Genomic DNA, 14,047 nt, shown 5'->3' with positions numbered 1-14,047 from the left:
GGCTACCTGATCATCGACCAGACCGAGGCGATGACGACGATCGACGTCAATACCGGCGGCTTCGTCGGCGTGCGCAACTTCGACGACACGATCTTCAAGACCAACCTCGAAGCCGCACAGGCGATTGCCCGACAGCTGCGCCTGCGCAACCTCGGCGGGATCATCATCATCGATTTCATCGACATGGAGAACGAGGAACACCGCTCGGCGGTGCTCAGCGAGTTCAACAAGGCGCTGGCGCGTGACCATACGCGCCTGACGGTGAATGGCTTCACCGCCCTCGGCCTCGTCGAGATGACCCGCAAGCGGACGCGCGAATCGCTGGCCCACGTGCTCTGCGAGGAATGCCCGACCTGTGGCGGCCGTGGCGAGGTCAAGACGGCGCGCACGGTGTGCTACGAAATCCTTCGCGAACTGCTTCGCGAGGCACGCCAGTTCAATGCCCGGGAGTACCGCGTTCTCGGCAGTCAGGCGGTGATCGATCGCTTCCTCGACGAGGAGTCGCAGGGCCTGGCGATGCTCTCCGACTTCATCGGCAAGCCGATTTCGCTGCAGGCCGAGCCGAGCTACTCGCAGGAGCAGTACGACATCGTGCTGATGTGAGGAGCTGCAGCTGCTGTCGGCCGCGCCCATGCGCCCGTGCACCGCGCGGGCCATCCGCCTCCTGCTGGCCACCGCGGTGCGCAGCGCCGAGCCTGAGCACGAGCTCGAAGCCGCCAGCCGGCGTGCCGACGAACTGGCCAGGCGCGGCGAAGGTCGGACGATGATGCGGTCTGCCCGAACGAGAAGGATGCGAGCAGCAGGCGAATCTGCCGGTACTCGCCGAGGCCTACCGGAGAAAGACAAGCCTCCTTGGAGAAAATTGACTTTCCTTATGGAAAGTCTTATGGTTTTTCCATGGCGTTCCCGTCACAGGCCCAGGGGTACCTCCGTCATCCGCTCACCGCAGCGTTGGGTAGCGCCGGCAACGTACGCGTCCTCCGCGCGCTGACGTCTGACCGGTCGCCGCAGTCGGCCCCCCAACTGGCCGCAGCGGCTGGGCTCACGCCGCAGGGTACGCGTGGGGTGCTGGACGTGCTCGTTCGCCAGCGGCTGGTCAAGGCCCATGGTTCGGGGCGGACCCAGCTCTACGAACTGAACGCCTCTCATCCGCTCGCTTCGTCGCTGGCGTCGTTGTTCCACGATGAGCAGCGGCGATGGGATGAGTTGCTGAAATCGATCCGCGAGGTTCTCGAAGGCCACGGCGCAGCGGTGAGCGCGGCCTGGCTCTACGGCAGTGTGGCACGCGGCGAAGATTCGCCGGCGAGCGACCTGGACATCGCGCTCGTCCTTCGATCGCAGGCGGCTGCCGACCGGATTCGCGAGGACCTGATGCCGCTCGAGGACGCGCAGCATATCCGGATCTCGCTGACCGCACTCACGGCCGAGGAATTCGCAGCGTTGCCGGTGGACGACCCCTGGTGGGCCAACGTCGTTCGTGACGGCCGCGTCCTCAAGGGGCCGGCACCCGAGCAGGCTCGGCGCCGACTGGCCAGGGTGGCGGCATGACCGGCCCGGGGGCCACGAAAGACGGTCCATGCGGGGCACTCGTCGGCGCGGTTGCTGCAGGCTCGCGAGTTCCACGAGTCTGCCCGCAGCCTCGTTGTGCTGGCCCAGAGCAAGAGTTACAACAGCGCCGTCACGCTGATGGTCACGGCGGCGATCGCGTATGGCGACGCGATCACCGCCAAAGTGAAGGGGGTTGTCAACAAGCAGGATCACCAGAGCGCCCCGAGGCTGCTGCGCGAGGTGCTGGGCAACCGTTTTCCCGACAGGCAGGAGAAGGTCTTCCGCAGGCTGCTCGGCCGCAAGGACGAGGTCAACCATGGTGCCCGGAGCACCACGCTCGAAGAGGCGCAGAGGCTGCTGGCGGAACTGGACGATTTCGCCGCGTGGGCGGAAGGCACGCTTTGACGGGCAACCCGAACCGATGGCCTGTAGGCGGTCGGCCGGCTGCTCGCCGTTGCGCTGCCCTGGCCCTCCGAGCCAGAGGCGTTGCCCGCGCCCGTCGTTTTTCGGTAGCCGGGCACGGGGGAGCTGGCCGGTGGGTCAGCGCTTGCCGAGCGCCGTCTTCCAGTCGCGGAAGACGTCGATGTCGAAACCGTCCGGATAGAACAGGTAGCCGGGCTGGTGTCCCTTGCGGTCGGTGACCCCGTACTGCCAGATGATCTCCTTGCTCTGCCGGTCGATGACCAGCACCCGGTGGCGAAGGTCGTCGACGACGAAGATGTCGCCGGTGTCCGGCAGTTCGCGGGCGATCGAACAGTGGTCGAGCATCTTGTCGCCGCTCCTGGCGAAGTATTCCCAGCTGATCCGCCGCGTCGCCGGGTCGAAGATCACCACCCGCCCGGGTTTCCAGAAATCGGCGACGATCACCTGCTTGCCGTCGACGGTCATGAACGCGTCGGACGGGTAGCGGATGTTCGGCGCCTGGACGCTCCACACGACCTGGCCGTCACGGGTGATCCGCGAGATCCACGAACCCGAAATCTCGGTGACCAGGATGTCGCCGTTGTCGAGCGGCGTCGCACCGTTCGGGTGACCGAGTTCGTGCGGCGGATTGTGCGCGCACTTGCCGGGCGTTCCCCACTGCGCCGCGATACTGTTGTCCTTGGGGTCGACGAAAAGAATCCGGCAGTTGCGGATGTCGGCGGTGATGAACTTGCCATCGGCGAGCAGGTGGGCATCGTCGGGGTAGTTGAGGAAGCCCGGCTGCTTGCCACGCACGTCGGGTGTGCCGTAGGTCCAGATCAGCGCCTTCTGCTCGTAATCGACGAGGTGCACGTCGTAGTTGTCTTCCTCGCTGACCGCGAGCAGCTTGCCGTCCGGGGAGAAGTTCACGTCCTCGTTGCCCCGATAGACCTTGAGGTTCGGCGAAGGGAATTCCCAGACGATGCTCTTGTCGGGAGCGATCTCGATCAGCCGGTTGTTGCGCCGGTCGGCGATGACCACCGGGTAGGGCAGCGGCTTGCCCCACGACGGCACCGGGCTTTTCCGGTTGCCGGTCACGCGCGGGATCGGCGGCAGCTTCGCGCCGCTGGAGACGATTCCGGCACCGGTCATCTCGGCGGTGACCTTGACCTCGACGCCAGCCGGTCGGGCCGGGCGGGCGGGTTCCTCGGCGAAGGCGGGCAAAGTTGCGCCGGCCAGCAGCAGCGAGGCTGCGGCCAGGGGTCTGACGAAGGCGCGGGCGGGCCCGAACATGTGATCCTCCTTGATGATGTCGTTGCCAGGCTGCGATGATTTCGCGGTCGCTGCTTGGCGGTGTTGATCCAGCTCAAATGACTGCGTGATCCGCAGGTTCTGCCAGGCTTGGGGCACCGATCTCGTCGGCCGCCTGCCCTTGCGACCGCGACGCGGCCCACTCGCCGCATCACCGGACAGGCTGGGAGGTGCAGGCTCGTGGCCGGTGTCGGTGCCGGTTACAATGAAACCCGCTCGCGGTGGGCGACACCGCCGATCCCGTTTCTGGCGAGGGGAATAATTGCAGTGAAGATTCTCGAATACACGGGGCTCGATACCTCGCGCGTGGCGGCAAGCTATCGCAAGGTCGTCGAGGCGATCGCGCGCGACGACTTCCGTGCGGCGCAGGTCAAGAAGCTCGTGAACCTGAGTCACGGCAGGTTCTACCGCGCCCGGCTCGACGATGCGGACCGCCTGCTCTTCTCGCTGATCCGGCACGGCGACGAGGTCTGCGCGCTGATGCTCGAAGTGATCGCCAACCACGACTACGACAAGTCGCGCTTCCTGCGCGGCGCGGCGATCGACGAGGCACGGATCGCCGATGCCGAAGTCGGCGAGGCGATCAGCGAGGCCCAGCCAGTGCGCTACCTGCACCCGGAGAGGAAGGCGATCCACCTGCTCGACAAGCCGATCTCGTTCGACGACGCGCAGGAGGCGATCTACCGGCAGTCCGCACCGCTGATCATCGTCGGCAGCGCGGGCAGCGGCAAGACGGCGCTGACTCTCGAGAAGCTCAAGCACGCCGAGGGCGAGGTGCTCTACGTGACCCAGTCGGCGTACCTCGCGCAGGGGGCGCGTGACCTCTACTACGCCAACGGCTTCGAGCACGGTGGTCAGGAAGCGCTTTTCCTGTCGTATCGCGAGTTCGTCGAGGCGATCCGCGTGCCGCCAGGTCGCGAGGCGAACTGGCGCGACTTCGCCGCCTGGTTCGCGCGCATGCGCCAGGCTTTCCGGGAATTCGACGCGCATCAGGCTTTCGAGGAAATCCGTGGCGTGGTCACCGCCGGAGCCGGAGGCGTACTCTCGCGCGAGGCTTACCGCGCGCTGGGCATTCGCCAGTCGATCTTTCCGGTCGAACTCCGCGACCGGCTCTACGACCTCTTCGAGAAATACCGCGCGTGGCTCGGCGAAGCGAAGCTCTATGACCTCAACCTGGTCGCACACCAGTGGCTGGCGCTGGCCGGCCCGCGCTACGACTTCGTGGTCATCGACGAAGTCCAGGACATTACCACCGCGCAGCTCGCGCTGGTCCTCAGGACGCTCAGGAAACCCGGTCACTTCCTGCTCTGTGGCGATTCGAACCAGATCGTCCATCCGAACTTCTTCTCCTGGAGTCAGGTCAAGGGTCTGTTCTGGAACGATCCGAAGCTCGCCGAGCGGCAGCAATTGCGCATCCTGACGGCCAACTTCCGCAACGGCCGCGAGGCAACGCGAGTGGCCAACCGCCTGCTGACGATCAAGCAGCGGCGCTTCGGCTCGATCGACCGCGAGAGCAACTTTCTCGTTCAGGCGGTTGGCGGGGATGCCGGTCAGGTCGTGCTGGTTCCCGACCGCGACTCGGGCAAGAGCGAACTCGATCAGAAAAGCCGCCAGTCGACGGGTTTTGCGGTTCTGGTCATGCGCGATGAGGACAAGGCTGAAGCGCGCAGGCATTTCCGCACGCCGCTGCTGTTCTCGATTCACGAGGCCAAGGGGCTCGAGTACGAGAACATCATCCTCTATCGTTTCGTTTCCGATCATCGCGCCGAGTTTGGCGAGATCGTCGAGGGCGTCGCCGTTGCCGACCTCGAGGTCGACTCGCTCGACTACCGGCGCGCCAGGGACAAGGGCGACAAGTCGCTCGAGGTGTACAAGTTCTTCGTCAACGCGCTCTACGTCGCGCTGACCCGGGCCATCCGCAACGTCTATGTCGTCGAATCGGATACCGGTCATCCGCTGTATGCGCTGCTCGGCATGGCCGTCGGCCAGATGACCGTCGAGGCCAGGCAGTCGTCGATCGAGGACTGGCAGAAGGAGGCGCGCAAGCTCGAGCTGCAAGGCAAGCAGGAACAGGCGGAGGCGATCCGCCGGACGATCCTGAAGCTGGTGCCCGTCCCGTGGCCGGTGTTCGACGAAGCGAAGGTCGTCGAGCTGCTGGTCAAGGTCTTCCGCGAGCAGGCGCCGGGCGTGAAGATGAAGCAGCAGCTGTACGAGTACGCGACCTGTCACGACGAACCCCAGCTCGCCGACTGGCTGGTGCAGGAAGTGAGGTTTGAACAGGCGCAGCAGTTCCGCCAGCACCGGGCCATGCACGCGCGAAAGACCTTCCTGCCCTACTTCGCGACGCACTTCAAGGACATCCTCAGGCAGTGCGAGCGGCACGGAATCGACCATCGCCTGCCGATGAACCTGACGCCGCTGATCGCCGCGGCGGCTGCCGGCAACGTGCCGCTCGTCGAGGCGCTGCTCGAACGCGGGGCCGACCGCGACGCGATCGACCATTACGGCTACAACGCCTTGCACTGGGCTTTGCGCGAGGGTTTTCGCGATCAGAAATTCGCCCGCGGCCCGCTCGCTGCGCTCTACGAGCAGCTCGCGCCGCCAGCGGTCGACGTCAGTACCGGCGAACGCCTGGTCCGGCTCGACCGCCACCTCGTCGAGTACATCCTCTTCCAGACGCTCTGGGTGCTCTTCAAGTCACGATTCACGCACTCGCAGCGGCGGGCGAACGGCGCTTTCGAGACGCAGGCGATCCTCGAAGCCTGGGAGCATCTGCCGGCCAACGTCGTCCGGCCCGAGCGCAAGCGGCGGCAGTACCTGTCGGGAGTCCTCGCGCGCAACGAGGTCGACCGCGACTACGCGTACAACCGGGCGCTGTTCAGGCGAGTGACGCAGGGCTGGTATCAGCTCAATCCGCGGCTCGCGGTTCGCCGCCGCGACGGCGACGAGGAGAGCTGGGTGCCCGCGTATCGGGTGCTCAATCTTCCCCTGATCAGCGAGTTCTCCCGTTCCGAGCAATGGAACTGGCGCGACAACCTCGGCGAGAGCCTCGACAGTCTTCTCCAGCAGGCCGCGTTGCCGGCCCGGCGCACGCCGATCGCCGCCGAGCGAGCCGTCGCGCGGGCCGCCGAGGAGGAGAGACGGCAAGCTGAACAGCGCGCGGCAGAGGAGAGGCGGGCTGCCGAATTGCGCGCCGCCGAGGAGCAACGGCTCGCAGAAGCCCATGCGCGGGCCCGGCGCCTCGCCGGGATGGCCCCGAAGGAGCGAGCACCGGCGCCGTGGGGTACGCCGGAAGCACGCCGCCAGGAGATCGAGCGGATCAGACGCGAACTCGAAGCGAGGAACAAGCCTTCCGGTTCAGACTGAGCCGGCTTCGCCGGCCATCGCGGCAAAGCGGCTCGCCGTCACAGCGGGAACGGTCCAATCGTCCGGCAGGCGACCGATGGCGGCCGCCTGCCGGGAGCCTGCCCGCTTGCAGCCCGTTCGGCGTCAGTCGCCGATGCGGAACATCAGCGAAGCGGCCCCGGAGTTCAGCGCGACGGTGAGCGGCAGCTGGTTGGCCGTCGGCCCCCAGAACTGACGCGGCCCGGGCGACGAGAAGAGGTCTTCGCGTGCCCAGTCGTCCCGGCGCGCGATGAAGTACTGCATCGCCGGCGAATCCATGCGCACCAGCGCCTTCTCGATGACGAACTCGTCCTTGCCGTGGCGGCGCTCGATGTTGATCAGGCCGGCGAGCGGGATCGCCTGGGGCTTGCCGCCGCTGCCGAGGCCGGTGACCGTCGCCATGTACCCCGTGCGGCCGTCGAGGATCAGCGACCCGGCGGTCAGGCCGAGGTTGTAGGTATACGCGGCGTCGAACAGCGTCGGCGCTCCGCAGCGGCCTTCGTAGCCGAGGAAGTGGTTGTGCGCGGCGAACGGCACGTTCGGGTCGAGTTCGCCGACCCGCTTCCGGGCCATGTCGATCAGCAGCTGCTCGGTGGGGATCAGCGAGACCTGCAGGTTGCCGTGCGAATCGCGCTCGGCGAGCAGCATGCGCACGATGTAAGCCGGCAGCGAGGCGAGCAGCGCAGCGTTTCCGGCGCTGAGCTTGCCGCCGACGAAGCCGGCGCGGGCGTCTTCGGGTTGAGCAGCGAACTCCTCGGCGTGGTGCGCGAGGACGTCGTTGAGTTCGGCGATCAGCGAGTTCATTTCGGGGATGAACTCGATCAGTCCCTCGGGGGCGAGCAGCACGCCGTAGTTCATCCCGCGGTGCGAGCGGTCGACGATCACCCGCGCGACGCGATCGACGATGCTCGCCAGCGACTCCTGCTTCGCGGCAATCTCTTCGGAGATCAGCGCGATCGCCGGTTTGGTCTGCAGCGCGACCTCGAGTGCGACGTGCGAAGCCGAGCGGCCCATCAGCTTGACGAAGTGCCAGTACTTCAGCGACGAACTCGTGTCCTGCAGGATGTTGCCGACCATCTCGCTGTAGATCCGCGTCGCCGTATCGAAGCCGAAGGAAATCGACAGCAGGTCGCCGACCTGCAGGTCGCCGTCGATCGTCTTCGGTACGCCGATCACCTGCACACCCGAGCCGTCGGCCTTGACGCCGGCAAACAGCGTCTCGGCGAGTACCGCGGCGTTGGTATTCGAATCGTCACCGCCGACGACGACGATCGCGTCGAGCTGGTACCTGACGCAGGTTTCGCGAACCTGAGCGAACTGCTCGGCGCTCTTGATCTTCGTCCGGTCCGAGCCGAGGAAGTCGAAGCCGCCGGTGTTGAGGATGAAATCGACGTTGGCGTCGGTGATCTCGAAGAGCGTCCCCTTGAGTAGCCCCTTCGGGCCGGCGCGGACGCCGAACAGCGTGTTGCCGTTGCCGAGAACACGCTTCAGGCCGCAGACGACGTTGTGCCCGCCGGCCGCCGGACCACCCGAGAACAGGACGGCGACGCGCTTGCCCTGCGCCTGCCGGAGGTTGCTGCCGGCCGCGGCGAGGACCGCGTTGCCGGAAGCGGCGACGCTCTGCGGGAACTGCGCGCGCACCCCTTCGGGGTCGTTGCTCGCCAGCACGCGGCTCGTCGCGACGAAGCTCACCGGCTGCGGCTTGTCGGCAGAGCCGAAAGCCGCACAGGTGGGCAGCGGCAGCCGGCGAACGGCGCACTCGAAGATCGACCGGTGCGCCTCGGTCTGCCTCAACTGATCGGTCAGGGTGCTCATCTCGGGGTCTCCTCCACGATCGCCAGTGCCGTCAGGCCAGCGTGCCGACGTTGTTCAGGTCGGCGAAGGCCTGCTTGAGCCGCGCGCGGAACGCGTCCTCACCCTTGCGCAGCCAGGCGCGCGGGTCGTAGTACTTCTTGTTCGGCTTGTCGTCGCCTTCGGGGTTGCCGATCTGGCCCTGCAGGTAGCCTTCGTTCTTCTTGTAGAAGCCCATTACGCCTTCCCAGAACGCCCACTGCAGGTCGGTGTCGATGTTCATCTTGACCACCCCGTAGGAGATCGCCTCGCGGATTTCCTCGAGCGTCGACCCCGAACCGCCGTGGAAGACGAAGTTGATCGGGCGCTCGGCCGTGCCGAACTTCTTCTGCACGTAGTCCTGCGAGTTCTTCAGGATGATCGGCTCCAGCTTGACGTTGCCCGGCTTGTACACGCCGTGTACGTTGCCGAACGAGGCGGCGATCGTGAACCGCTCGCTGACCCGCGACAGCGCTTCGTAGGCCAGCGCGACGTCTTCGGGCTGGGTATACAGCCGCGAGCTGTCGACGCCGGTGTTGTCGACGCCGTCTTCCTCGCCGCCGGTGACGCCGAGCTCGATCTCCAGGGTCATGCCCATCCGGCTCATCCGCTCGAGATAACGCTGGCAGATCTCGATGTTCTCGTGCAGCGGCTCTTCCGAGAGGTCGAGCATGTGCGAGCTGTACAGCGGCTTGCCGTGCACCTTGAAGTACGCCTCGCCGGCGTCGAGCAGGCCGTCGATCCACGGCAGCAGCTTCTTCGCCGCATGGTCGGTGTGCAGGATGATCGTCGCTCCATAGAGGCCGGCGAGCTGATGGATGTGGTGCGCTCCGGAAACGGCGCCGGCGACGCACGAACGCTGGCCGGTGTTGTCGAGTGCCTTGCCGGCGAAGAACTGCGCACCGCCGTTGGAGAACTGGATGATCGCCGGCGACTTCAGCTCGGCGGCGGTCTCCATCACGGTATTCACCGTGCTGGTGTTGATGACATTGACCGCCGGCAGCGCGAAGCGCTTCTCCTTGGCCAGGTTGAAGATGGTCTGCAGTTCGTCGCCGGTGGCGACGCCAGGTTGGATCTCACTTGCGCTCATGATGGACTGGTCCTGATGCGTTGATCGAGGTGGGTGTGGAGACAGAACGGACGTACGAACGGCCGGTTCGACGAGAGTATCTCCGGCGCTTCCCGCCCCGTCAAGCGCCGCCTGTATCGCCGCGCGGACTGTCGACAGTTGCCCGTTCCGGACACTCTCGGCGGCCGGCATTGGCGCTCGCCGGATGGCTTCCGTTCGTCGAGGGCTGCCTCCCGCAGGAGTCCTCGCGAGCCGCCTGACGGCTGCCGAGGAGATGCGTTCCCGAGGTCCGGCCAGGTGGCGCGTGGCCTGACCGGCGCCGTGCGCGTCGTTTGCTCAGCCGGCGATCGGATCCACCGGACCCTGGCTGCGTGTCGCGATGGCTTGCGCAACTTCGCCGGTCTGGCGCGGTCTGTTGACGCTGCGATTCACCTTGGTGAGTGACGGCGATGAAGCTGCTGCAACTGATCCTCTTCGTGCTCGCGCCGCAGCGCCGTCGCGCCGGCTGGTCGGGCCCACCCGGTCATTCGGGCGTCGCGGCGGTCTTCGCGGCGCTGGCGCTGCTCTTCGCGCCCTGGCCTCTGGCGGCCGATGCACCACAGTCGGCGGTGCCGCCGGCGGGAATCCCGGTCGCCAGCCCACAGGCTGCCGGGGTGGCTTCAGGCGCAGCGGCCGAGCTGCGCACCGTCGATCTCGACTGGTTCGACGAAGCGCGCCAGCGCCCCGTCCCCGTGCGCCTCTATCTGCCGCCCACGGCCGATGGCGATCGGACGCTGCCGCTGGTCGTCTTCTCGCACGGGATGGGCGGTTCGCGGCGAGGCTACAGCTATCTGGGTGCCTACTGGGCGAGCCAGGGCTACGCCAGTCTGCACCTGCAACACGTCGGCAGCGACCGCTCGCTGTGGGCCGGCAACGTCTTTGGCCTCGTCTCGCGCCTGCACGCCGCAGCCAGCGACGAGGAAGCCGTCGCACGCGTCGGCGACCTGCGTTTCGCGCTCGACCGCCTGCTCGCCGACCCGGAACTCGGAACACGGATCGACGCGACGCGGATCGTCGGCGCCGGGCACTCGTACGGGGCGAACACGATCCTGCTCGCCGTCGGCGCACGCGTCGAGCGCGACGGGCGAGTCGTCGACCTCGCCGATCCACGCCTCGCGGGGGCGATCCTGATCTCGGCGCCGCCCTTCTACGGCGAGAGCGATCTGCAGAGGATCGTCGCCGGCGTCCGCGTGCCGACCTTGCACGTCACGGCCACCGAAGACGACATCCGGATTCCCGGCTACTATTCGGGAGTCGAGGACCGGATCAGCGTCTTCGAGGCGATGCCCGGTGCCCGCAAGGTGCTCGCGGTGTTCGCCGGCGGGTCGCACAGCATGTTCACCGATCGCGCCGCGACCGGTGGCCTCGCGCTCAACGCGCAGGTCAAGGCGGCGACGCGCGAACTCTCGCTCGCTTTCCTGCGCAGCGTCTTCGCCGGCGACGAGGGCGACGACCGCGCGCTGCGCGACTGGCCGCAACGGTACGACGGGATCGTCGCCCGCTTCGTCGCCGGCGGTTCGTGAATTCTGAAGGCCGGCCAAGGCTTGCCGCTGGGGGGAGCGAAGCGCTGGTCGCCAGCCCGGAAACGCCGCGGGGCTTGCCGCAGCCCGCCGATCCTGCCGATAATCGTCGCCGTTCGCGGAGAAGGGCATGGCGCTGGCGCTCAGGGACAACGATCGGCACACTTACGGCGACTACCTGCACTGGCCGGACGAGGTGCGCTACGAACTGATCGGCGGGCTTGCCTACGCGATGGCGCCCGCACCAAGTGTCGCTCACCACGAAGTGCTGCTGGCGATCGCCCGTCAGGCGGCCGCGGCGCTCGATGGATCGCCGTGTCGCGTGTTCGTCGCGCCCGTGGACGTACGCCTGCCGATGGCCGACGAGGCTGACGAAGACGTCGACACCGTCGTCCAGCCGGACATCCTGGCCGTTTGCGATCCGGCGAAGATCGACGAGCGCGGCATTCGCGGTGCGCCAGACTGGATCGTCGAGGTGCTTTCGCCGGCCACCGCTGGCCACGATCAGGTGCTCAAGCGCGCCCTCTACGAACGGCATCGGGTGCGCGAGTACTGGCTCGTGCATCCGGCCGACCGCGTGCTGACCGTCCATCGGCTCGACGGGACTGCCTTCGCCATGCCCGTGGTCCAGGAACTGCTCGGCGAGACACAGGTGGCGGCGTTGCCCGGCGTCGTCATTCACTGGGAGTCGGTGACCCGCCACCTCTGAGCCAGGCCAATCGCCTGGCAGGGTCGGCGTGAGGGATCGCCAGGCCGTTGATCCCGTGGGTGTGGCGGACAAGGGCTCCACCGGTGCCAGCCCCCCGGCGTCGACGAGTCGGCCGATGGCCGTCGGAGTAAAATGCCGGCATGGCGACTCCGCGATTCATCCATCTGCGCCTGCACAGCGAGTACTCGGTCACCGACGGCATCGTCCGTCTCGACGACGGGATCGCGCGCGCGCTGCGCGTCGGCATGCCGGCTCTGGCGCTGACCGACCTGGCCAACGTCTTTGGCCTGGTCAAGTTCCATTCGGCGGCGCGCGGCAAAGGGATCAAGCCGCTGCATGGGTGCGACGTGTTCGTCGCCAACGAGGCCGATCCCGACCGCCCCTGGCGCCTGCTGCTGCTCTGCCGCTCGCGGCAGGGTTATCTGCAGCTCTGCGAACTGCTCTCGCGGGCTTACCTGGCCCCGCGCGTTCGCGGGCGGGCCGAGATCACCCGGCGCATGCTCGAGGAGGTCGGCGCCGACGGACTGATCGCGCTCTCGGGAGCGGCGGCTGGCGACGTCGGCGACGCGCTGCTCCAGGGCAGCCGCGAACTCGCCGCGCGTCGCGCCGAGTCCTGGGAGGCGCTTTTCCCCGGGGCCTTCTATCTCGAGGTGCAGCGCTACGGACAGGCGCAGCAGGAGGCTCTGGTCACGGCGACGGCCGACCTCGCCGCCGAACTGCAGCTGCCGCTCGTCGCGACGCAGCCGATCCAGTTCCTCGAACGCGACGACTTCAAGGCGCACGAGGCGCGCGTGTGCATTGCCGAGGGCTACATGCTCGGTGATCCACGCCGGCCGCGGCTGTACACCGAGGAGCAGTATTTCAAGTCCGGCGCGGAGATGATCGAGCTGTTCGCCGACCTTCCCGAAGCGATCGAGAATTCTTGGGAGATCGCCCGCCGGTGCAACCTCGAGATCCCTCTCGGCCGGAGTTACCTGCCCGACTTTCCGACGCCGCCCGGCGTCAGCCTCGAGGGCTACCTGCGCGAGCAGGCGATCGCCGGCCTCGAACTTCGCCTGCAGCGGCTCTTCCCCGACCCGGCGGTGCGCGCGCGCGAGCGGCCGGCGTACGACGCGCGCCTGCAGCTCGAGACCGAGACGATCGTCCAGATGGGCTTTCCGGGCTACTTCCTGATCGTCGCCGACTTCATCAACTGGGCCAGGCACAACGGTTGTCCGGTCGGGCCCGGCCGCGGCTCGGGCGCCGGATCGCTGGTCGCCTACGCGCTCGGCATCACCGATCTCGATCCCCTGCGCTATGCGCTGCTCTTCGAGCGTTTCCTCAACCCGGAGCGGGTGTCGATGCCCGACTTCGACATCGACTTCTGCCAGGACAACCGCTGGCGGGTGATCGAGTATGTCCGCGAGAAGTACGGCGCCGCGGCGGTGTCGCAGATCGTCACCTTCGGCACGATGTCCTCGAAGGCGGTGATCCGCGACGTCGGCCGGGTGCTCGACCTGCCCTACAACTTCTGCGACCAGCTGTCGAAGCTGATTCCGGTCGAGACGAACCGGCCGCTGTCGCTGGCCAGGGCGATCGAGGCCGAGCCGCAGCTGAAGCAGCGCATCGACGAAGAGGAGGAGGTCCGCGATCTTTTCGACCTCGCCGCCCGGCTCGAGGATCTGACGCGCAACGTCGGCATGCACGCCGGCGGCGTGCTGATCGCCCCCGGCAAGCTGACCGACTTCTGCCCGGTCTATTCGGCCGACGGCGGGGGATCGGTCGTCTCGCAGTACGACAAGGACGACGTCGAGAAGGTCGGACTGGTCAAGTTCGACTTCCTCGGGCTGCGCAACCTGACGATCATCGAGCTGGCGCTCGATTACGTCGAGCAGCTGACCGGCGAGCGTCCCGACCTGAACACCCACGGCTTCGACGATCCGCGGGCCTACCAGATCCTCAAGGACGGCAACACGACGGCGATCTTCCAGGTCGAATCGGAAGGCATGAAGAAGCTGGTCAGGAAGCTCGCCCCCGACCGCTTCGAGGACATCATCGCCGTCCTCGCGCTCTACCGGCCGGGGCCTCTCGGCTCGGGAATGGTCGACGACTTCATCCTGCGCAAGAAGGGGCAGCAGCGGATCGACTACTTCATCGACGACCTCAAGTCCTGCCTCGAGCCGACCTACGGGGTGATCGTCTATCAGGAACAGGTGATGCAGATCGCGCAGATCATCGGCGGCTACACGCTCGGTG

10 protein-coding genes are annotated in these 14,047 nt (G+C 67.1%); 7 read left to right on the top strand and 3 right to left on the bottom strand.

What is annotated here, in order from left to right; translation table 11 throughout:
• From NFW05_RS14275 to NFW05_RS14265, 3 genes are all read left to right on the top strand, one after another.
• The coding region (locus NFW05_RS14275) for a ribonuclease E/G (protein ID WP_295308217.1) at positions 1-603 on the top strand (603 nt) is incomplete at its 5' end.
• A 294-nt stretch (positions 604-897) separates the two neighbouring features.
• Positions 898-1,548 (top strand): nucleotidyltransferase domain-containing protein, encoded by a 651-nt coding sequence (locus NFW05_RS14270; protein ID WP_295308214.1) that lies wholly within the window; start codon positions 898-900, stop codon positions 1,546-1,548.
• Between the two features lie 51 nt (positions 1,549-1,599).
• The gene (locus tag NFW05_RS14265; RefSeq protein WP_295308211.1) at positions 1,600-1,953 is read left to right on the top strand and encodes a hypothetical protein; all 354 of its coding nucleotides are present in this window, start codon (positions 1,600-1,602) and stop codon (positions 1,951-1,953) included.
• Positions 1,954-2,088: 135 nt separating this feature from the next.
• On the opposite strand, the gene NFW05_RS14260 is transcribed toward NFW05_RS14265, so the two are convergent.
• Entirely contained in the window at positions 2,089-3,243 is a 1,155-nt protein-coding gene (locus NFW05_RS14260; protein ID WP_295308208.1) for a PQQ-binding-like beta-propeller repeat protein, read from the bottom strand.
• Positions 3,244-3,528: 285 nt separating this feature from the next.
• Between NFW05_RS14260 and NFW05_RS14255 the strand changes: the two genes are divergently transcribed.
• Positions 3,529-6,627 (top strand): ankyrin repeat domain-containing protein, encoded by a 3,099-nt coding sequence (locus tag NFW05_RS14255; RefSeq protein ID WP_295308205.1) that lies wholly within the window; start codon positions 3,529-3,531, stop codon positions 6,625-6,627.
• 123 nt (positions 6,628-6,750) lie between these two features.
• Here the strand turns inward: NFW05_RS14255 and NFW05_RS14250 are convergent, their stop codons facing one another.
• Complete coding sequence (locus NFW05_RS14250) at positions 6,751-8,460, bottom strand: diphosphate--fructose-6-phosphate 1-phosphotransferase (protein ID WP_295308203.1); 1,710 nt, start codon at positions 8,458-8,460, stop codon at positions 6,751-6,753.
• Between the two features lie 31 nt (positions 8,461-8,491).
• Positions 8,492-9,565: a class II fructose-bisphosphate aldolase gene (gene fbaA, locus NFW05_RS14245; protein ID WP_295308200.1), complete on the bottom strand. Its 1,074-nt coding sequence runs from the start codon at positions 9,563-9,565 to the stop codon at positions 8,492-8,494.
• A 428-nt stretch (positions 9,566-9,993) separates the two neighbouring features.
• Between fbaA and NFW05_RS14240 the strand changes: the two genes are divergently transcribed.
• From NFW05_RS14240 to dnaE, 3 genes are all read left to right on the top strand, one after another.
• Positions 9,994-11,106: an acetylhydrolase gene (locus tag NFW05_RS14240; protein WP_295308197.1), complete on the top strand. Its 1,113-nt coding sequence runs from the start codon at positions 9,994-9,996 to the stop codon at positions 11,104-11,106.
• Positions 11,107-11,233: 127 nt separating this feature from the next.
• Positions 11,234-11,812, top strand: coding sequence for a Uma2 family endonuclease (locus tag NFW05_RS14235; protein ID WP_295308194.1), 579 nt, complete (start codon positions 11,234-11,236; stop codon positions 11,810-11,812).
• Positions 11,813-11,952: 140 nt separating this feature from the next.
• Positions 11,953-14,047 (top strand): DNA polymerase III subunit alpha (dnaE, locus tag NFW05_RS14230; RefSeq protein WP_295308191.1); only part of this gene is annotated, 2,095 nt, incomplete at its 3' end.

This window comes from Accumulibacter sp. (genome assembly GCF_023806625.1).
GTDB lineage: Bacteria > Pseudomonadota > Gammaproteobacteria > Burkholderiales > Rhodocyclaceae > Accumulibacter.
The sequence above is the reverse complement of the archived record's forward strand: the minus strand, read 5'-3'. Positions and strand labels throughout refer to the sequence as shown.